The sequence below is a fragment of the Amycolatopsis bartoniae genome (assembly GCF_014191255.1).
Taxonomy (GTDB): Bacteria; Actinomycetota; Actinomycetes; order Mycobacteriales; family Pseudonocardiaceae; genus Amycolatopsis_E; species Amycolatopsis_E bartoniae.
In genome coordinates, this window is the sequence record NZ_JACHWH010000001.1 from 2,330,735 (window position 1) to 2,350,699 (window position 19,965).

General features: G+C 70.0%; 19 protein-coding genes. 9 read left to right on the plus strand and 10 right to left on the minus strand.

The features are described 5' to 3' along the window. Positions 1-186: 186 nt before the first annotated feature. The 7 genes from FHX82_RS10960 to ssd form a co-directional block, all read right to left on the minus strand. Positions 187-549, minus strand: a complete 363-nt coding sequence (locus FHX82_RS10960) for an Rv3654c family TadE-like protein (RefSeq protein ID WP_229881263.1) — start codon at positions 547-549, stop codon at positions 187-189. Between the two features lie 52 nt (positions 550-601). Further along, positions 602-970 (minus strand): TadE family type IV pilus minor pilin, encoded by a 369-nt coding sequence (locus FHX82_RS10965; protein ID WP_145935805.1) that lies wholly within the window; start codon positions 968-970, stop codon positions 602-604. Beyond that, positions 967-1,197, minus strand: coding sequence for a DUF4244 domain-containing protein (locus tag FHX82_RS10970; protein WP_145935806.1), 231 nt, complete (start codon positions 1,195-1,197; stop codon positions 967-969). The genes FHX82_RS10965 and FHX82_RS10970 overlap by 4 nt, the downstream gene beginning before the upstream one ends. 29 nt (positions 1,198-1,226) lie before the next feature. Continuing rightward, entirely contained in the window at positions 1,227-1,601 is a 375-nt protein-coding gene (locus tag FHX82_RS10975; RefSeq protein ID WP_308431604.1) for a type II secretion system F family protein, read from the minus strand. A 197-nt stretch (positions 1,602-1,798) separates the two neighbouring features. Further along, a complete protein-coding gene (locus tag FHX82_RS10980) occupies positions 1,799-2,572 on the minus strand; it encodes a type II secretion system F family protein (RefSeq protein WP_145935808.1) in 774 nt (257 codons plus the stop codon). Then, a complete protein-coding gene (locus tag FHX82_RS10985; RefSeq protein WP_145935809.1) occupies positions 2,566-3,735 on the minus strand; it encodes a TadA family conjugal transfer-associated ATPase in 1,170 nt (389 codons plus the stop codon). Before FHX82_RS10985 ends, FHX82_RS10980 begins: the two co-directional genes overlap by 7 nt. Beyond that, positions 3,732-4,808, minus strand: a complete 1,077-nt coding sequence (ssd, locus tag FHX82_RS10990; protein WP_145935810.1) for a septum site-determining protein Ssd — start codon at positions 4,806-4,808, stop codon at positions 3,732-3,734. The genes FHX82_RS10985 and ssd overlap by 4 nt, the downstream gene beginning before the upstream one ends. A gap of 437 nt (positions 4,809-5,245) precedes the next feature. Between ssd and FHX82_RS10995 the strand changes: the two genes are divergently transcribed. The 6 genes from FHX82_RS10995 (at position 5,246) to FHX82_RS11020 (ending at position 13,601) form a co-directional block, all read left to right on the plus strand. Then, complete coding sequence (locus FHX82_RS10995; protein ID WP_145939304.1) at positions 5,246-6,064, plus strand: HAD family hydrolase; 819 nt, start codon at positions 5,246-5,248, stop codon at positions 6,062-6,064. A gap of 547 nt (positions 6,065-6,611) precedes the next feature. Beyond that, positions 6,612-8,417, plus strand: coding sequence for a glycoside hydrolase family 3 protein (locus FHX82_RS11000; protein ID WP_145939303.1), 1,806 nt, complete (start codon positions 6,612-6,614; stop codon positions 8,415-8,417). Next, on the plus strand, positions 8,414-9,652 hold the full coding sequence (locus tag FHX82_RS11005; RefSeq protein WP_145939302.1) for an exo-beta-N-acetylmuramidase NamZ family protein: 1,239 nt from the start codon (positions 8,414-8,416) through the stop codon (positions 9,650-9,652). The genes FHX82_RS11000 and FHX82_RS11005 overlap by 4 nt, the downstream gene beginning before the upstream one ends. 7 nt (positions 9,653-9,659) lie before the next feature. Beyond that, on the plus strand, positions 9,660-11,405 hold the full coding sequence (locus FHX82_RS11010; RefSeq protein WP_145939301.1) for a serine hydrolase domain-containing protein: 1,746 nt from the start codon (positions 9,660-9,662) through the stop codon (positions 11,403-11,405). A gap of 253 nt (positions 11,406-11,658) precedes the next feature. Further along, positions 11,659-12,651, plus strand: coding sequence for a MurR/RpiR family transcriptional regulator (locus FHX82_RS11015; protein WP_229881265.1), 993 nt, complete (start codon positions 11,659-11,661; stop codon positions 12,649-12,651). A gap of 20 nt (positions 12,652-12,671) precedes the next feature. Continuing rightward, the gene (locus FHX82_RS11020) at positions 12,672-13,601 is read left to right on the plus strand and encodes an N-acetylmuramic acid 6-phosphate etherase (protein ID WP_145939305.1); all 930 of its coding nucleotides are present in this window, start codon (positions 12,672-12,674) and stop codon (positions 13,599-13,601) included. A gap of 505 nt (positions 13,602-14,106) precedes the next feature. Here FHX82_RS11020 and FHX82_RS11025 read toward each other — a convergent pair. Together FHX82_RS11025 and FHX82_RS11030 are read right to left on the minus strand one after the other, a co-directional pair. Next, positions 14,107-14,919, minus strand: coding sequence for a Fic family protein (locus FHX82_RS11025; RefSeq protein ID WP_145939063.1), 813 nt, complete (start codon positions 14,917-14,919; stop codon positions 14,107-14,109). A gap of 88 nt (positions 14,920-15,007) precedes the next feature. Further along, entirely contained in the window at positions 15,008-15,502 is a 495-nt protein-coding gene (locus FHX82_RS11030) for a phosphoribosyltransferase (RefSeq protein WP_145939062.1), read from the minus strand. A 248-nt stretch (positions 15,503-15,750) separates the two neighbouring features. Here FHX82_RS11030 and acs point away from each other — a divergent pair, with 248 nt between their 5' ends. The 3 genes from acs (at position 15,751) to FHX82_RS11045 (ending at position 19,210) form a co-directional block, all read left to right on the plus strand. After that, positions 15,751-17,721: an acetate--CoA ligase gene (acs, locus tag FHX82_RS11035; RefSeq protein ID WP_145939061.1), complete on the plus strand. Its 1,971-nt coding sequence runs from the start codon at positions 15,751-15,753 to the stop codon at positions 17,719-17,721. A gap of 158 nt (positions 17,722-17,879) precedes the next feature. Beyond that, the gene (locus FHX82_RS11040; protein ID WP_145939060.1) at positions 17,880-18,320 is read left to right on the plus strand and encodes a DUF6319 family protein; all 441 of its coding nucleotides are present in this window, start codon (positions 17,880-17,882) and stop codon (positions 18,318-18,320) included. A gap of 161 nt (positions 18,321-18,481) precedes the next feature. Then, on the plus strand, positions 18,482-19,210 hold the full coding sequence (locus FHX82_RS11045) for a VIT1/CCC1 transporter family protein (protein WP_145939059.1): 729 nt from the start codon (positions 18,482-18,484) through the stop codon (positions 19,208-19,210). A gap of 6 nt (positions 19,211-19,216) precedes the next feature. Here the strand turns inward: FHX82_RS11045 and FHX82_RS11050 are convergent, their stop codons facing one another. Then, on the minus strand, positions 19,217-19,963 hold the full coding sequence (locus FHX82_RS11050) for an SDR family oxidoreductase (protein ID WP_145939058.1): 747 nt from the start codon (positions 19,961-19,963) through the stop codon (positions 19,217-19,219). Between the last annotated feature and the right edge of the window lie 2 nt (positions 19,964-19,965).

Below are 19,965 nucleotides of genomic sequence, written 5' to 3' on the forward strand. Positions count from 1 at the left end.
GCCGGAAGTGGGCGGTCGACAACCGGCTGCTCCGGAACGACGAGCGAACGTTTCAACACCGCCCGCGCCGAAGGCCGGTTGTCGATCACCGCGGGACGACCAGCGGCTCCGCAGCCTGTCCCCCAATCGTGATCCTCGGCACAGTTTTTCCTTGGGCCCCAACAGTTTTCTCTCGTACGGCCGGAGTCACCCCCGGGGAGGTGGCGACCGCTCGCCGCGCGGGACCGACCGTCCGTCTTCCACAACGGTGGCTCCGTTCACCGCAGCGGATGCCGTTCGTCGCGCCACCGGCCCGGCCCGTGCATGCGCCGAAACAGCGCCCCAGCCGCCCGGGACGTCGGCCTCGACTTCGACGAGCGCGTCCCAACCGTCGAAACGGCACCCGGTGACCCGGGCTCCCATCTCTGTGGCCACGACCTCGGCCGCCCCGCACGCACCCTCACCGCTCTCGGCTCGGCCTGCCGCGGCCAGCGCCGCGAGATCGGCCGCGCCCGACGCCCGATGCCGGGTGAGGACGACCGCACCGAGCGCGAACAGCAGCGACGCCACTCCCAGGAGCCCGGCCACGGCAACCGCTGTCCAGACCGTCGCGGTACCCCGCTCATCCCGAAGCATCGGACACTTCGGGCTCGACGAGGGCGTATGCGTGTCCGCGCAGGGTGATCCCGGGTAACAGTCCTCCAGGTGGGCTGGCGGTCACGTCCGTCGTGATCTGCTCGCCGGAGGTCTGGATCGCCAGCCGGGCGCCAGGCGGAGCGAGGCTGTCCACTGCCTGGTCCGCTCCCGCCTGGTCGCCTCGTGCCGCGAGCCGGGCGGCCTCCTGTGCCGCGTCGACGCACCGCAACTGCCAACTGGCCATGAAGACCCCGGCGAGCACCAGGCTGAACATGATCGCCAGCACCCCGAGGCCGATCGCCGCCTCCACTGTGACGGCGCCGCGGTCCGACTCGGCCCTTGCCGGTGGCGTCATGAGAACGGCGTCTGCATGGACGACATGACCAAGTCGGCCAGCGCGGAAACGACGGACTGCCCGGTGACCAGGGTGTAGAGAGCCGCGGCAAGGGCTGCAGCGCCCACCGTGCATATCGCGTATTCGATCGTGACCGTCCCGTCGTCGCCGGCCAGTTGCGGCCGCAGCCAGCGATGCCACCAGCGGATCTTGCGACGGACGTGACGACCTGTGGTCTGCCAGTACATGGAGGTTCCTTTCCTTGTGGGTGGGGGTTTCAAGGGCTGGTGAGCCGGCCGACGAGCCCGAGCACGACCGGGACGACTCCCAGGCAGAGAAAGGCGGGGAGGAAACACAGCGCCAGCGGCCCGGCGATGAGCACTCCGGCACGCTGGGCCTTGGCTTCGGCCTGGTCGGCCATCGCCGTTCGCAGCCCTACTGCCAGCTCCTCGGCCACCGCGGCGAGGGCGCTGCCCGACCGCGCGGTGCGTTCAGCTGCTCTTGCCAGTTCGGCGGTGGCGGGACTGGCCCGCGCCGGTGCCCAAGCCTCGGCCGGTGCGGCGCCGAGGCTCAGCAACCCGGCTGTCGCACGCAACGCCTCCACCTCGCGACCACCCGCACCGGCTGTCACCGCGGACAGAGCTGTCGGCACCGGCAGGCCAGCCCGGAGACAGGCAGCGAACAAGTCCCAGGTCGCGGCGAGGTTCACGTCCTCGCGACGACGCCTGCGCGGTATCCGAAGGCGCAGCGGCCGAGGTGGGGCGAACAAACCGGCGAGTCTTGCTCGCGCCGCGACCCGGCCGGGAAGCACCAGCAAGGCCGTACCCGCCAGGGCCAGACTCGTACTGCTCATGGGCCGACCACCAGCTTCGTCAGCCGGACACTCCACGCGACTCCGCCGAGGATCAGCCCCGTGCCGAGCAGCAGGAGCACGTGACCGGCAGCGGTCGTGGCGAGCACGTGCAGCGGCCGCGCCCCCATTCCTTCGCCGAGCAGGACCCCCACTCCGGGCAGGAACGCGAGAACGGCGGCACTGGCACGAGGACCGGCCATGTTCGCGTCAGCACGCGTCACGAACCTCGTGCGGGCGACGAAGTCACGACGAACCGCGTCGAGCAGCTCGGCGAGCGGCAGGCCGTGGCGCTGGCTCAGGGACCAGGCCCGCGCCACTTGACCGGGCAACCCGGTCTCGTGCTGGTCCACCACTCCGAACCGCGCCGATGTCGACAGTGCCCGCATCACCAGGCGTGCCTCGCCTGAGACGTCCCGGGCCGCGACTTCGGCAGCGGTCGCCGGTGGCGCACCGCTGCGCAGCTCGGCCACCGCGGCGCCCAGCGCTTCCGCCAAAGCGGCGGCTGTCCTCAGGTCGGCCTTGAGTCGCTGCCGGGACCTCCGGTGGCAACGCACGGCCAGCACGAGCATGCCCGCAGCGACCACCCCGAACGGCCCCAGAAGCACGAGGACCGGGACCACGGCGAGGAGGAGCAACCACCGGCGGTCGAACCGTGGCCGACCGCGACTGGGCCCTCGTGCGGTCAACGCCGCGAGACGAGCCTGGGACGTTGCGGTGACAGGCCACGTCAGCAGGGCGACCGCGGCACACAGCGCGGCGATGCTCAACATGGTGTCCGCACTCCTCTGTCCTCCAGGAGCGTCGACAGGAGCAGGCGGCGCTTCGTCCAAGCCCCGTTCTTCCAGACCGGGAGCACGCGGACGTCACCGTTGTCGTCACGAGTCAGGACGCCGATCTCGGCCAGGTGGCGGGCGCCGGCCGCGTCGCGGCGCATGTGGAGCACGACCTGGACCGCGGCCGCCAGCTGGCTGTGCAGGGCCGCGCGGGATAGGCCACCGAGGGCCGCGAGAGCTTCGAGGCGAGCAGGGACTTCGGCCGGCGAGTTCGCGTGCAGGGTGCACGCGCCGCCGTCGTGACCCGTGTTGAGCGCGTTCAGCAGTTCACACACCTCGCGGCCACGGACCTCGCCGACCACGAGCCGGTCCGGCCGCATTCGCAAGGCTTGGCGGACCAGGTCCCGCAGGGTGATCTCGCCGGCGCCTTCGACGTTCGCCGGCCGAGCGACGAGGCGGACGAACTGCGGATGCTCCGGCTGCAGCTCCCCGGCGTCCTCGACGCACACGATCCGTTCGCCGGGAGCCACCGCGCCCAGCATCGCCGCGAGCAACGTGCTCTTGCCGGCTCCGGTCGCACCCGTGACGAGGAAAGCGAGCCTGGCCACGACGATCGCCGAAACCAGAGCCGCGCCCTCGTCCCCGAAGGTGCCGAGCTCACGCAGCGCCGCCAGATCGTGCACCGCCGGCCGCAGCACGCGCAGGGAAATGCAAGTGCCGTCGGGTGCGATCGGCGGCAGCACCGCGTGCAGGCGGACGCGGCCATGCGGCCCGGCTCCGGGAAGCCAGCCGTCCACATAGGGCTGGGCGTCATCGAGCCGACGCCCAGCCGACAGGGCCAGCCGCTGCGCGAGCCGCCGTACCGCTTCCTCGTCGGAGAAGTGGATTCCCGTGCGACGCAACCCTTCCGGCCCGTCCGCCCACACCTCGCCGGGCGCCGTGACGAGCACGTCGGTGACGCTCTCGTCCGCGAGCAGCGTCTCCAACGGACCGATGCCGGTGAACTCGTGCCGGAACAACCGCAGGACGTCGAGCACATCGGTGTGCGCCACGGGACCGTCGGCCTCCGCACGGACCGCCTCGGCGACGGTCATCGGGTCGGTGACGAAACCGTTGGTGGCCAAGCGAAGCCGGACCCGTTCGAGCAGTTCCGTTTTCACGCGGCGGCCTCGCAGAGCGCCGTTTGTTCACGGAGCGTGGCGAGGACGATCCGGGCCGCGATGATCAGCGGGCTGCGTGGCCGGGGCACGAACTCCCCGGTCTCGAGGTACCGGTCGAGGTAACGTTCGGGAGCCATCGACGTCAGCAGGGGAATTCCCACGTTCTTCTCCGCGTCCTCCGGCATGAGTTTGCCCGGAGCGGGTCCTCGGACGACGAGATGCGCCCGGTCCGCCCGGTCACCCAGCCCCTCGACCACGCGCCGCGCGGCCGCGCACGCCCGCACCTCCGCGGGTACCACGACAGCGATGAGATCCGCTCGCTCGACCACCGCCAGGCTGCTCCTGCCCAGGTGTCGCGGGAGGTCGCACACGACGACCTTCCCCGCGCGGCGACCCGCGTCCACAACGGACGCCAGACCTTCCGGTGAGGGACCGTCCCCGAAGCGGTCGCAGGAGACGAAGGGGACGCGACCGAGCCGGTGTCGATGCTCGGGCAGGGCTGACCGGAGAGTCGCCATGGGAACGCGGCCGCCGTCGAGACCCAGTTGCGGCCAGCGCGCGCCCGCGGCCGACTCCGCCCCCAGTACCAGGTCGAGACCGCCGCCGAGGGGGTCGCAGTCGACGAGCAACGCGGCATCGTCGCCTGCGGCCAGGCCCAGCGCCGCCGCGAAGACCGAAGCACCCGCGCCACCGCGGCCACCGATGACCCCCACGACGCTCCCGCCGGGCACACTCGGCCCTTCGGCGACGTCCGCGAGAGCGCTGACCAGCTTCCCTTCACCGTCCGGAAGGGACACCACCTCCTGGACCCCGGCGGCGAAAGCGCGCTCCCAGGTCGCGGTCTCCGGAGCGCCCTTCGTGACCAGCAGGACCCGTGCACGCCGCGGCAAGGCGACTTCGCCTTCGATGACGTCCTCGTCGACGAGCACCAGCGGCGCCCTCGCCCACGCGCTTCCCGCGGCCGCCAGGTCCGGTGCGCGCTCGACGGCGCAGCCGACGGCGGCCGCGAGCCGCAGGATCTCGTCGAGCAGTGCCTCGTCGGACACGATCACGAGCGGGCGAGCGTCGGTCATTTCAACCCCCGGAAGCAGTTGGGTGGAGCGAATTCGGGCTGACACCCACGTTCGCCCGGGGTGCCGGGGGTGGACAAGAAGGAGTTGGCCAGGCTGTGGACAACCGGGGGTATGTGGACAACTTCGGATCACGCGGAGAAGCACGGTCACGATTCGCACGATTGAGCGAAGTACGAAAAGGGGCGACCCCCGCCGGGGGGAGGGGCGGGGGTCGCCGTGGGTTCAGCCCCGGGGGGTCGGGCTGAACGAGGCCGGTGGAGACACCGGTTGGCACCACTCTAACTCCGGAATCGCCGTTCTAGCCCGATTCCGGAAACCCACGATTCGGTAACGGCACGAGCAATCGTTTTCCAGGCGGCGTAACGGATTTTCCCGTCCGGGGACGCGCGCGTGGTCACTTCACGGCCTCGGGAACGAGTAGCTCCTATCCTGGACAGGTGGCAGAACCGACCAGCGCGGGCCGCATCGCGGCCTTCTTCGACCTCGACAAGACGATCATCGCGTCGTCCAGCGCACTCGCCTTCAGCAAACCGCTGTTGCGCCAGGGCCTCATCAGCAGGCGCGCGGCGCTCAAGAGCGCGTACGCCCAGCTGGTCTTCTCCTTGTCCGGCGCCGACGAGGACCGCACCGAGCGCATGCGCGCCGAGATTTCCGCGCTGTGCACGGGCTGGGACGTCGCCCAGGTGCGCGCGATCGTCAACGAGACACTGCACGACATCGTCGATCCGCTGGTCTACGCCGAGGCCGCCGAGCTGATCGAGTCGCACAAGGCGCAGGGCCACGACGTCGTCGTGCTGTCCGCGGCCGGCGAGGAGGTCGTCACGCCGATCGCGGCGATGCTCGGCGCCACGCGCAGCGTCGCGACCCGGATGGAGGTCGTGGACGGCCGCTACTCGGGTCAGGTGGATTTCTATTGCTACGGCGAGCAAAAGGCCGTCGCGGCCAAGCAGCTGGCCGCCGACCACGGCTACGACCTCGCCGGCTGTTTCGCCTACACCGACTCGAGCACCGACGTCCCGATGCTGGAAGTGGTCGGCCATCCGTTCGCGGTCAACCCGGACCGCGCCCTGCGCCGGCTCGCCGCGGAGCGCGACTGGCCCGTCCTGACCTTCAGCAACCCGGTCTCGTTGCGGAGCCGGATCCCCTCTCCGTCGCCAACGGCGCTCGCGGTCGGCGTCGGATTGGGAGCCATGGCGGCAGCCGGTGTGACCTGGTACGGACTGGCTCGCAAGAAGCGTGGCGGCAGTCCAGAGTAGTCGCTCAACGTGCTCTCATCACCGGATCGAGTCTCTGTACCGGTGCACCCGATAGACCTCTTGAAGTGACGGCCATCACTGGGTACAAAGTGAGTGCGGACGTCTTAGCGGCCAGGGAACGGGACGAAGATAAGTCTCGATCCACCCCGAAAAGATCTCCGTGCGCGGACCTCCGGGCACCCACGCGCAGCGCGCCGCGGGAGGCTTGTCGTCAAGGGACTGCGTACCGGGACGCCGGACGCCGAGTCCAGGTAGGTACGACTCGAGTTGCACGCTTGGTCACCTGAGCGGTCCGCGCGGGCGGGCGCCGCCGGCCTCGTTGCCGGCGGCGCCCGCGCACGTTCGGGGGGTGGTTCCCCGACGCCGGCGTTCCGCTCGCCGCCGCACTGCAGGGACACGGCGCCGGGGAACCCGGCCCTTACCCCTCAATGGGCTACGCCGAAAGACATACGAGCGTTGACCTGCGGTCCAGCGAGTGAGTAGCTTCCCGGTACCGGTCGCTTCCAGTGGGAATTCCACGGCGAACGGTGCTGAGGGGAGGCCATTCGTGAGCCGGAGGAACCATGCGCTCGCCGCGTTCGTCACCGGGCTGCTCGTCGTGACCGGGGTGAGCGCCGGCACGGCAAGCGCGACACCGGCGATCCCTGGTGCCGACAAGCAGGCGGTCGCCTGGGCCGGCCGGATGCTGCGCGGAATGAGCCTCGAGGAGAAGGTCGGCCAGCTGTTCGTCGCGGATGTCTGGGGAAAGTTCGCGGACCAGGCCGATCCCGGCAACCAGTCGAAGTACGGCGTCGACACGCCCGCGGAGGTGGTCCAGCGCTACCACCCGGGCGGGGTCATCTACTTCAACAACGCGGGCACGGACAACGTCGACGACCCGGCGCAGGTCGCGCGGTTGTCCAACGGCCTGCAGCGAGCGGCGCTGTCCTCCGGCGCGCACGTGCCACTGATCGTCTCGATCGACCAGGAGGGCGGACGGGTCACGCGGATCGCCGCTCCGGCGACGGAGTACCCGGCGAGCATGGCCGTCGGTGCCGGGCGCAGCGTCGAAGACGCCCGGCAGCTCGCCACGATCAACGGCCGCGAACTGCGTGCGATGGGCATCAACCAGGACTTCGCGCCGGACGCCGACGTCAACTCCAACCCGTTGAACCCGATCATCGGCTCCCGTTCGTTCTCGGCGGACCCGGCGCTGACCGGACAGCTGGTGGCCGCGGAGGTCGCGGGCTACCAGGACTCCGGCCCGGCGACGCAGACGGTGTCCTCCGCCGCGAAGCACTTCCCGGGGCACGGTGACGCGGCGACGGACAGCCACACCGGCCTGCCGGTCATCAGCCGCACCGAACAGCAGTGGCGCGACATCGACCTGCCGCCGTTCCAGGCCGCGATCAAGGCCGGCATCGACGTGATCATGACGGCGCACATCACCGTGCCGAGCCTCGACCCGTCGGGTGAGCCGGCCACGTTGTCGAAACCGATCATGACCGGCATCCTCCGGAACGAGCTGGGGTACGACGGAGTCGTCGTCACGGACTCCCTGCAGATGGCCGGCGTGCGGCAGATGCATCCGGACTCGGAGATCCCGGTGCTGGCGCTGGAAGCGGGTGTCGACCAGATGCTGATGCCACCGGATCTCGGGGTCGCGATCAAGGGCGTGCTCGACGCGGTGAAGAGCGGGCGGCTGACCGAGCAGCGCATCGACCAGAGCGTGCTGCGGATCCTCGAGCTGAAGTTCAAGCGCGGCATCCTCGCCGAGCCGCTGGTGAACGAGCAGGCGGTGAACCGGGTCGTCGGCACCCCGGCGCATCTGGCGGCGATCCAGCAGCTGACCGACCGCACCACCACTGTGCTGCGCAACGACGCCGGGCTGCTGCCGCTGAAGAACCCGGGCAAGGTTCTGGTGACCGGCTGGAACAACCCGAGTTACCCAGGCTATCCGGCGGAACCGGTTGCCACGCTCGCGAAACAACTGGGCGGCACGGCGGTTTCCACGGGCGCGAGCCCGACGGCGGACCAGATCGGCCAGGCGGTGGCAGCGGCGCAGCAGTCGGACACGGTGGTGGTCCTGACGAACGGACTGCGAACGTCCACCGCGCAACAGGACCTGGTGCAGGGCCTGCTCGCCACCGGGAAACCGGTCGTCGCCGTCACCATCCAGGAGCCGTACGACCCGGGCTACGCCGACGTGCCCACGTGGGTAGCGACCTACGACTGGCGTGACGTCACGATGCGATCGCTCGCGAAGGTGCTGCTCGGGCAGATCTCGCCGCAGGGCAAGCTGCCCGTGTCGATTCCGGCGGGTAGCGACGGGCGCACGATCCTGTACCCCTTCGGCACGGGGCTGACGTGGTGAGCGTCAACCGTCGCGGTTTCCTCACGGCCGGAGCGCTCGCGACCCCACTGCTGGCCGGGGGCTCGGGTATCGCCCAAGCGACCACGGAAGCCGTCGCACCGGCAGCAGATCAGCTGGCCGCACAGGAGTGGCGCAAGTTGGCCGGGCGTCGGCTCGGCGTGCTGTCGAACCCGACCGGGGTGCTCGCAAACCTGGACCACATCGTCGACTCGATGGTGGCCGCCGGGGTGCGGCCGGTTGCCGCTTTCGGGCCGGAGCACGGCTTTCGCGGCAGTGCGCAGGCCGGTGGTTCGGAGGGCGACTACACCGACCCCCGCACCGGCATCCCCGTCTACGACGCCTACGGCGCGTCGGCGGAGAGCCTGGCGGGGATGATCACCAAGGCGGGCGTGGACACGGTCGTCTTCGACATCGCCGACGTCGGTGCCCGCTTCTACACCTACATCTGGTCGCTCTACACGGCGATGGCCGCCGCGGCGCAGGTCGGTGCCTCGTTCGTCGTGCTCGACAGGCCCAATCCGGTCGGCGGCCGCGCGTTCGGTCCGATGCTCGATCCGGCCTTCGCGTCGGGTGTGGGGTTGAAGCCGATCGTGCAGCAGCACGGGATGACGGCCGGGGAGCTCGCGCGGTTCTTCGCCGGTGAGTTCCTGCCGCCGGCGAAGCTCGACCTGGAGGTCGTACGGGTCCGCGGATGGCGCCGGGACACGTTCTTCGCGCAGACCGGCCTCAAGTGGACGCCGCCGAGCCCGAACATGCCCACGCCCGACACCGCGCTGGTCTACCCCGGGCTGTGCCTGTTCGAGGGCACCGTCTTCTCGGAGGGGCGCGGCACGACGCGACCGTTCGAGATCATCGGCGCGCCGGGTGTGGACTGGCGTTGGCGGGAAGCGCTTACCGCGCTTCGCCTACCGGGTGTCGAGTTCCGCGAGACGTACTTCGTGCCGACGTTCAGCAAGTTCGTGAACCAGACGTGCGGCGGGGTGCAGCTCACGGTCACCGATCCCCGGTCGTTCGACGCGATCCGCACCGCGGTCGCGATGCTCGTGACCGCGAAGCAGGTGTACCCGGGCCTGTTCGGCTGGCGGCCGGACCTGGCCATCGACAAGCTGTCCGGCTCCGACCGGCTCCGGAAGATGATCGACGCGGGTGCCCGGGTGGACGAGATCGTGGGTTCGTGGCAGGCGGAACTGGCGGGGTTCGTCGCCCGCAGGCAGCCCTACTTGCTGTACTGGTGAGGTCGTCATGCGTGTCGGAAAACTCGTGCTCGTGCTGCTCCTCGCGGCACTGACACTGCCGGGAGCGAGCGCCATCGCCGAGGTGCACCAGCCGTGGGCAGGCCGGTTCGACCGGCCGCAGCAGGGTTTCGCGCCCGCGAACACCGTGCTGCGCAAGGGAAATCCGGGCGAGGTCGGGTTGGACGCCGCGCCGATCCGCGCGGCGGAGCAGTTCCTGGCGAGCTGGACGCAGAACGATCCGGCCACGGGGCATCCGCACTTCTCGGGTGCGGTGGGGCTACTGGCGCACGACGGGGTGATCGTCGACCAGTACGCGACCGGTCAGGCGCTGCGGTACGCCGACGCGGCGGGCACCGAACTGCCTGCCGACCAGCAGGTGCCCATGCGCCCGGACACGATCTTCGACATGGCCTCGATCAGCAAGCTGTTCACCTCGATCGTGGCGATGCAGCTGGTCGAGGCCGGCAAGGTCGATCTGGCCGCCCCGGTCGCGCGGTATCTGCCGGAGTTCGCCACGAACGGCAAACAGGATGTCACCGTCCAGCAGTTGCTGACCCACACGTCCGGGCTCGACGCCGATCCCACGCCCTCGCTCTGGCAGGGGTACGCGGACATCCCCGCGCGCCGCAAGGCCGTGCTGGACAGCCCGTTGGTGCACCCGCCCGGCACCGCGTACCTGTACTCCGACATCAACCTGATGACGCTGGGCTTCCTCGTCGAGCAGCTGACCGGCTCGACGCTGGACAAGGTGGTGCACGACCGCATCACCCAGCCGCTCGGCATGACCGACACCGGCTACAACCCTCCCGCGAGCAAGCTCCCGCGCATCGCGGCGACGGAGTACGAGACGAATCCGCCGCGAGGACTCGTCCGAGGGCAGGTCCACGACGAGAACGCGTGGGCGCTCGGCGGGGTGTCCGGGCACGCCGGCGTCTTCTCGACGGCGGGCGACATGGCGATCCTCGCGCAGACGATCCTCAACGGCGGCAGCTACCGCGGAGCGCGCATCCTGCGGCCGGAGACCGTGCGGCTGATGCTGACGAACTACAACCAGGCGTTCCCGGGGAACGACCACGGGCTCGGGTTCGAGCTGGACCAGATGTTCTACATGGGCGCGCTGTCGTCGCCCGAGACCGCGGGGCACACCGGCTTCACCGGCACCACACTGGTGATCGACCCGTTGTCGCGGTCGGTCGCCATCCTGCTCACCAACCGCGTGCATCCGACTCGGAACTGGGGTTCGATCAACCTCGCCCGGGAGACGTGGGCGACGGCGCTCGCCCGCGCGATGGCTGTCCGTCCGGCGCGGGGGTCTGACGCGTGGTCCAGCGAGATCGGCAACGCGAGCACGGCGACGTTGACCACACCGGCGTTGCAACCATCGGGTGCGACGCGGGTCGATTTCGACGTTTTCGTCGACACCGAGACCACCGATCCGCTCGTGCTGGAGTCCAGCGCGGACGGTGTTACATGGCAACCGGTGCCGTTACACGTCGCTGGTCCGGGCGCTCCTGATGGTCAAGTAACGGCGCTGAGTGGGCACGGTCACCGCTCCTGGTGGCGGGCGGCGGCACAATTACCGGCGACCGGTCGAGTGATTCTTCGCTGGCGCTACACCACGGACAGCTCTTACACCGGCCGAGGCGTGTCAGTGGACGGTGTCCGGATAACCAGCAACAACGGCACTCTGTTGGATGCTGAACGACGGCCGTCGTCACTCTCCGCGGTCGGATGGGAGCGGAAATCACGGTAATGAGATGAGGATTTCGCGATCGCCGAGGCATACGATGCGGCCGGGGAATCCCTAGCACTGATCGATTGCGGCGGGCTACCGACGATCGTTGGCTGTTTCGGGAACCACAGCAAGTTGCCAAGTCGTTAACAAGTCGACGTTAACATCTTTGACCTGGTTGGCGACTTTCTGGGCAACTGAGTCAGCGCAGCTCGGACGTGCAGGGGCGGACGAGTTGCGATCATCCCGAAGGATGTGGGTAGCCTTGTCGCAAATGCCTACGGTTAGTAACTTTCCCACGGCAACGGATACTGATTCCGTAACTGGTCCGCTACCTACGGAAACCGTTTCCGCTGCTAGAGAGCCCGAGACCAGTCCGCTGGTGCGGATTCGGTCCCTTCTGCCCGGTTTGGCGCGCGCCGAGCAGCGAGTGGCGAAAGTCGTGCTCGACGACCCGTCCTCGGTCGCCCGCCGGAGCATCACCGAGGTCGCGCTCGCCGCGAACACCAGCGAAACCACCGTCACCCGTTTCTGCAAGGCGGTCGGCGTCGGCGGTTACCCCCAGTTACGCATCGCTCTCGCCGCGGACACCGCCCGGACCGAGGCGCGCTCCACGCGGAACCTCGGCGGGGAGATCGGCGTGGACGACGACCTCGCGGCCGTCGTGGGCAAGGTGAGCTTCGCCGACGCCCGTGCCGTGGAGGAGACCGCGGACCAACTGGACGTCGCGGAACTGGAGCAGGTGATCAGCCTGCTCGCCCAGGCCGGCCGCGCGGACGTGTACGGGGTGGGCGCGAGCGCGTTCGTCGCCGCCGACCTGCAGCAGAAGCTGCACCGCATCGGCCGGGTGTGCTTCGCCTGGTCCGACACGCACATCATGCTCACCTCCGCCGCCGTGCTCGGCCCGGGCGACGTCGCGATCGGCGTCTCCCACACCGGCGCGACCACCGACACCGTCGAAGCCCTGCGCGTGGCCCGCGAGCACGGCGCCACCACAGTCGCGCTGACGAACTTCCCGCGCTCGCCGATCACCGAGGTCGCCGACCACGTGCTGACCACCGCCGCGCGGGAGACCACCTTCCGTTCGGGCGCGACCGCGAGCCGGATCGCGCAGTTGACGGTCATCGACTGCCTGTTCATCGGCGTGGCACAGCGCCACATGGACGCCGCTTCCCAGGCGCTGGACGCCACCCGGGACGCGGTCGGCGCGCACCGGCTGGGCGTGCGGCCGGACGGCAGGAGGCGTCCCCGTGAAACCGGTAAGTGAGCAGAACTGAAATGAGGCGCATCATGACGGTGCCGAGTCAGGTCGTGCACGTCGATTCCCCGACCGAGCAGCGCAACCCCCGGACGACAGACATCGACCGCCTGCCGACCCTCGGGATCCTGGGCGTGATCAACGCCGAGGACCGCCGGGTGCCCGAAGCCGTGGGCGAGGTCCTGCCCCAGCTCGCGACCGCGGTGGACTACGCCGTGGAAGCGCTGCGCAACGGGCACCGGGTGCACTACGTCGGTGCCGGCACGTCGGGGCGGCTCGCCGTCCTCGACGCCGCTGAACTCGTCCCCACCTACAACGTGCCCGAAGACTGGTTCGTGGCGCATCACGCCGGCGGCGCGCAGGCTCTGCAGAAGGCCGTGGAGAACGCCGAAGACGATGCGACGGCCGGCGCGGACGAGCTGTCGGCGGCGGTCGAGCCGGGCGACTTCGTGCTGGGGCTGACCGCGTCGGGCCGCACCCCGTACGTGCTCGGCGCGCTGCTCGCGGCGAGCCGGAAGGGGGCGCACACCGGTCTGGTGTCCGGCAACGCGCGGGCCCTGCGGCCGGCCGGGGTGGACGTGCTGATCGCCGTCGACACGGGTCCGGAGGTGATCGCCGGCTCGACGCGGATGAAGGCGGGGACGGCGCAGAAGCAGATTCTCACGGCCTTCTCGACGGCCACGATGGTCAAGCTCGGCCGCACCTACTCGAACCTCATGGTCAGCATGCGGGCGACGAACGCGAAACTGCGCGGGCGGACGCTGCGGATCCTCCACGAGGCGACGGGCGCGAGCGAGCGGGAATGCGCGGACGCACTCGCCGAGGCGGACGGTGACCTGAAGGTGGCGCTGATGCACCTGCTGTGCGGAGTGGACGCCAACACCGCCACGGCGATGCTCGCAGCCAGCGGTGGCCACGTCCGCGAAGCGGTGGACGCCTGTACCGCCTGCTCGGCCTGACCGGCGCGGGGTTGGGTTTGGCTCAGCCGCTGCGGAGTCGGCTTGCGCGGGGATCGCAAGGGTCGACTCGGCTGACCGGCGCGGGGTTGGGCTTGGCTCGGTCACTGCGGAGTGGGGCGTGGGCGGGCATTGCAAGGGCCGGTTCGGCTGGCCGCTGCGGGTTTGGCCTGGTTCGGCCGCTGCGGGTTGGGCATGGGCGGGCATCGCAAGGGCCGGTTCGGCCTCACCGCCGCGAGGTCGGGCCTGGTTCGGCCGCTGCGGGTTGGGCGTGGGCGGGCATTGCAGGGATTGGCTCGGCTTGGACTCTGCGGGTTGGGGCTCGGCCGAGCTTGCTCCGGTGATGCGGTTCGGTTTGTTGCGAGAGCCGGGTGGACCGGTGTTCCGAGCGGCTCGGGCTCACGTTGACGCGGCCTGAAAGCGCTTTCAGCTATGGAAAGCGCTTTCAGGCCCCCATGCCCCGGCGACTCGTAGGGGACCGCGTCGACATCGGACGCCGCCCGAAGGCTCAGCTCGCCGCTTCTGCGATACCGCGGGCCTCCCTGGCGCCCTTCTCCATTGCGTCGCAGCAGAAGAGCAGCCAGGTCCGAACCCCGCCCGGCTCGCCGGTGGCGAAGGCGGCCGCTGCTTCGTTGTACTGAACCACCCGGCGGAAACAGGCCACCTCGGGCACCGTCAGCGACTTCGGGTCCGTGCCTGTCGCCACCATCGTCAGGCGCGCCGCCGCCCTGGCTACCACGCCGTCGGCCGTGCCGAACGGGCGCAGCGACAGCAGCTCACCATGCACGACTGCTGCTTGCAGGGGGCCCGGCACCGAGGTCGCGCCTGTGATCAGCTGCGCCAGCAGATTCAGCCGGGCTCCCGTGCCCGGGCGGGGACGGCCCAGCAAATCCAAACCCGAACCGGCTCCTGAGAGTGGGCGAACATCGGCGGCCTGGGACTGCCGGCCGCTCAGCTCGGCACCGCCGGCCGCTGCTGCGGCGTTCGAGACCAGGTCCGCCGCCGCCAGGACGTGTATCCGGGCGAGTGCCTGGGCCGGGGCTCTGCGCCACGTGGGCAGCAGCGACTCCAGCGCCTCTGCCACCCGCAACGCGCCCGCCAGCACCGGGTCCTTCACCGCCGCGTCTGCGGGGATCTCCGGGTCCGCACCGTCGATCGCCGCCGAGGCGCGGGCCGCTCGGACCGACGCTTCGGCCGCTGTTGCCGAGCCGCCCCGCAGGTTGGCCGGGTGGCGGTGCACCGCGAACACCGCGTCCTGCACTGCCTTGACCGCTTCCGCCACGCCGTCCAGTTCCAGCAGTGGCGCCAGTGGATCCGTCACGCCTGCCGCACCAGCCCTTCGCACGGCCTGACCGAGCCCACCGCGCGCTCACCACCCGACGGCACGACCGGACACCCCATCAAACCCCTCACGCGTCCAGCACCTGACCCTCCCGCCGCACGACCGGGGGCTCCTTCGACCAGGCGAAGTTGATCCACTTGTCCGTCCGGCGCCAGACGTATTCGCACTTCACCTGGGACTGGGGCTTCTCGTAGATCACCGCGCAACGCACCTCGGCCACGTGGTCCGCGCAGAAGTCCCGCACCAGCTTCAGCGTCGCGCCCGTGTCGGCGACGTCGTCGGCCACCAGGACCTTCGCGCCCGCCAGGTCGACCGCGTTCGGCACCGGCGGCAGCATCACCGGCAGGTCCAGCCGCTGGTCGACGCCCGTGTAGAACTCCACGTTCATCACGTGCAGGTTCTTCACGTCCAGCGCGTAGCCCAGCGCCCCCGCCACGAACAGCCCACCTCGCGCGATGGAGAGGATCAGGTCGGGCTCGTAGCCGTCGTCCGCGATCGCCTGCGCCAGCTCCCTGCCTGCCGAACCGAACAACTCCCAGGTGAGCTCTTCCCGCTCAGCCATGCGCCCTCCTCGCGGACTCCCGTGTACGGCGAGCATATGTGCCACCCGAATGGCCACCCGCACTCATCCGAAAGCCCACCACCGAAGTGGCCACTCGGCGTACCAGGCGTGCGAGGATGAGAGCTAACAATGAGCAAAACGGCACGTCGCAAGGCGTGCGTGGCTGCACCCTTTCGCTCTCCGTAGAAACGTCGCTACCGTGCTTCGGGCGTCAGCCGCAGATCCGTCACTTCAGGAGGCCGTGCACCATGACAGAGCAGTCCCCCGGATTGTCCAACCTGCTCACGGAGAACCGGACATTCCCCCCGTCTGACGAGTTCGCAGCCCAGGCGAACGCCACGGCGGAGTGGTACCAGCGGGGAGACGCCGACCGCGAGGCGTTCTGGGCCGAGCAGGCCGAGCGGTTGTCGTGGGACACCAAGTGGACCCAGGTGCTGGACTGGTCCAACGCCCCGTTCGCGAAGTGGTTCGTGGGCGGGAAGCTGAACGTCGCCTACAACTGCGTGGACCGGCACGTCGAGGCCGGCCACGGTGAGCAGGTCGCGATCCACTGGGTCGGCGAGCCCGGCGACACCCGCGACATCACGTACGCGCAGCTGAAGGACGAGGTCTCCAAGGCCGCCAACGCCCTGCTGTCGCTGGGCGTCACCGCCGGGGACCGGGTCGCGATCCAGCTGCAGATGATCCCCGAGGCGATCGTCGCGATGCTGGCCTGCGCGCGCATCGGTGCCCTGCACAGCGTGGTGTTCGGCGGGTTCTCGCCGACCGCGCTGCGGTCCCGGGTGGACGACGCCGCGGCGAAGGTCGTGATCACCTCCGACGGGCAGTACCGGCGCGGCAAGGCGGCGCCGATGAAGGCCAACGTCGACCAGGCCCTCGACGGCGCCGAGTCGGTCGAAAAGGTCATCGTGGTCCGCCGCACCGGCGAGGACGTCCCCATGTCCGAAGGCCGCGACGTGTGGTGGCACGAGCTGGTCGACGCCCAGTCGCCCGAGCACAAGCCGGAGGCGTTCGACTCCGAGCACCCGCTGTTCATCCTCTACACGAGCGGCACCACGGGGAAGCCGAAGGGCATCCTGCACACCTCGGGCGGGTACCTCACCCAGACGGCGTACACCCACAACGTGGTGTTCGACCACAAGCCGGGGAAGGACGTGTACTGGTGCACCGCCGACATCGGCTGGGTGACCGGGCACTCCTACATCGTCTACGGCCCGCTGGCCAACCGCGTCACGCAGGTCGTCTACGAGGGCACGCCGAACACCCCGCACGAGGGACGGCACTGGGAGATCATCCAGAACTACAAGGTCTCCATCTACTACACCGCCCCCACGCTGATCCGCACGTTCATGAAGTGGGGCGACGACATCCCCGCGAAGTACGACCTGTCGAGCCTGCGCGTGCTGGGCAGCGTCGGCGAGCCGATCAACCCCGAGGCGTGGATCTGGTACCGCGAGCACATCGGCGCGGGCAAGGCGCCGGTAGTGGACACGTGGTGGCAGACCGAGACCGGCGCGATCATGATCTCCCCGCTGCCCGGCGTCACGGCCACCAAGCCCGGCTCGGCGCAGACCGCGCTGCCCGGCATCTCCGCCATCGTCGTCGACGACGCCGGCAAGGAGGTCCCGGCCGGTGGCGGCGGGTACCTGGTGCTCGACAAGCCGTGGCCGTCGATGCTGCGCGGCATCTGGGGCGACGACGAGCGCTTCCGCGAGACGTACTGGTCGCGCTTCGCCGACCAGGGCTACTACTTCGCCGGCGACGGCGCCAAGTACGACAACGACGGCGACATCTGGCTGCTCGGCCGGGTGGACGACGTGATGAACGTGTCCGGGCACCGCATCTCCACCACCGAGGTCGAGTCCGCGCTCGTCTCGCACCCCACCGTGGCCGAGGCCGCCGTCGTCGGCGCGTCCGACCCCACGACGGGGCAGGGCATCGTCGCGTTCGTGATCCTGCGCGGCAACGCAGTGGACGGTGGCGACGCCGCCGTGCAGGAGCTGCGCAACCACGTGGCGAAGGAGATCGGCCCGATCGCCAAGCCGCGGCAGATCATGGTCGTCCCCGAACTGCCCAAGACCCGGTCCGGGAAGATCATGCGCCGCCTGCTGCGCGACGTGGCCGAGAACCGCCAGATCGGCGACGTCACCACGCTGGCCGACTCCAGCGTCATGGACCTCATCTCCGCCGGGCTGCAGTCCGGCAAGAGCGAGGACTGACCAGCGGATGCACTGAGGCCCCCGTCCCGCGTGGAGGGGGCCTCAGTCGTGTCCCGGCCGGGTGGGCACAATCGGCTGCGGAGCCCGGTGTTCCCCATGTCGAACACGTGTTCTAGACTTTCGCCGTCGTACCCCACGAAGAGGGAGACCGCACCCGCATGAGCTTGGACACCACGACCGCCCCGCAGGAGCAGGCGGCCGACGAGGAGACCGGCAAGACGCCCGCCCCCGCCGCGACGGAGAAGGCCGCCGAGCCCACGCCCGCTCCGGCCGAGGAGGAGGCGAAGCCCAAGCGCGGCCGGCCGAAGGGCGGCGCCGCCGCCAAGAAGACCCGCACAGTCGAGCTCACGCTCACCGTCACCGGCACGGCTGACGGCGACTGGCAGGCGGAGCTGAAGCACGGCAGCACCTGGGTCGCGCGTGGCCTGGTCATCTCGGCCGCGGCCGTGTCCCGCGCGGCCAAGGAGCTGCACGAGGACCTCTCCACCCCGATCGACGAGGTCATCAACGAAGCACGCGAGCAGCAGCGGGCCAAGGTCGCGCAGCTGGAGGCGGAGCTGGAGCAGGCGAAGCAGGCACTGGCCGAGCTCGACTCCTGACCCTTCGCACCGGACTCGCCGGGGTGGCTGTCCCCTCGATCAGGCGGCCACCCCGGCGTTCTTCTGTCCGGGGAAAATCGCGGAAAAGAACTTAGGACAGCCGAAACTAAGTGAGGTCTCCCTTTTTTCGGCGTCGCCAAGAATTGTGTTTCAATAATGGCGTGACGGAAACACAGGACGCCCCTTCGGCGCACTCCCACGAGCCGCACCGCGAGAACCTTGGCAGTCGGCTCAACTGGCTGCGAGCAGGCGTTCTCGGCGCGAACGACGGCATCGTGTCGGTCGCGGGCATCGTGGTCGGGGTGGCGGGCGCGACCACCGACCACACCGCCGTCCTGATGGCGGGAATCGCCGGACTGGTCGCGGGTGCGCTTTCCATGGCGGGTGGCGAATACGTCTCGGTGAGCACCCAGCGGGACACCGAACGGGCGATGCTCCGGCTGGAAAAAGAAGAGCTCAAAACCATGCCGGAGGCCGAGGAGCGCGAGCTCGCCGAAATCTACGAGGAGAAGGGGCTGTCCCCGGAGCTGGCGGCGCAGGTGGCACGCGAGCTGACCGAGAAGGACGCCCTGCAGGCCCACGCCGAGGCCGAACTCGGCATCGACCCCGACGAGCTGACCAGCCCGTGGCAGGCCGCGGGCGCCTCCCTCGTGTCGTTCTCCGTCGGCGCGCTGCTGCCGCTGCTGGCGATCGCGTTGCCGCCGCTGTCGTGGCGCGTGTGGACGTGCGTGCTGGCCGTCGTGGCCGGGCTGTTCGTGACCGGCTACGTCAGCGCCCGCCTCGGCAACGCGCGCGCCCGGCGGGCCGTGCTGCGCAATGTCGGGGTCGGGTTGCTGACGATGCTGGTCACGTACTACGTCGGCGCGTTGTTCGACGTGGCGGTCAGCTAGCCGGGCTCAGAACTGCTTCTCGCCGCCGTCGACGTACAGCGTGGTGCCGAGCACGAAGCTGCTGTCCGCGGAGGCGAGGAAGGCCACGGCGGCGGCCACCTCCTCCGCGCGCCCCAGCCGGCCGATCGGCACGCCGGCCGCGAGCTCCTTCTTCGCGGCGGCCGCGTTCTCCGCGCCGATGAGGGTGTCGACACCGGCGGTGTCGATCGCGCCCGGCGAAACCACGTTGACCCGGATGGCGCGGTCCTTCAGCTCGTTGGCCCAGGTCCGCCCGAGGGACTGGACCGCGGCCTTCGACGCCGCGTACAGGCCGTAGTCCGCCCAGCCGTCGTCGGCGCGGATGGAGGCGTTCAGTACCACCGACGCGCCGTCGTTGAGCAGCGGCAACGCCTTCTGCACGGTGCGCAGCGTGCCCAGCACGTTGACGCCGAAGATCTGTTCGAACTGCTCCGCGGTGGCCTGCGCGAGCGGGGCGAAGACGGCGGTGGCCGCGTTCGCGAACAGCACGTCCAGGCCCTGGCCGCGGTCGCGGACCGCGGCGTACAGCCGGTCCAGGTCCGCGGGGTCCGAGATGTCACCCGGGACCGCGGTGACCTCGGAACCGATCGACTCCACGGCGTGGGCGAGCATGTCCTCGCGCCGTCCCGTGATGAACACGTGGGCACCCTCGGCGGCCAGCCGCGCGGCGGTGGCCAGGCCGATTCCCGTGCCGCCACCGGTGACGACCGCGGTCTTGCCTTCCAGCTTTCCCATGC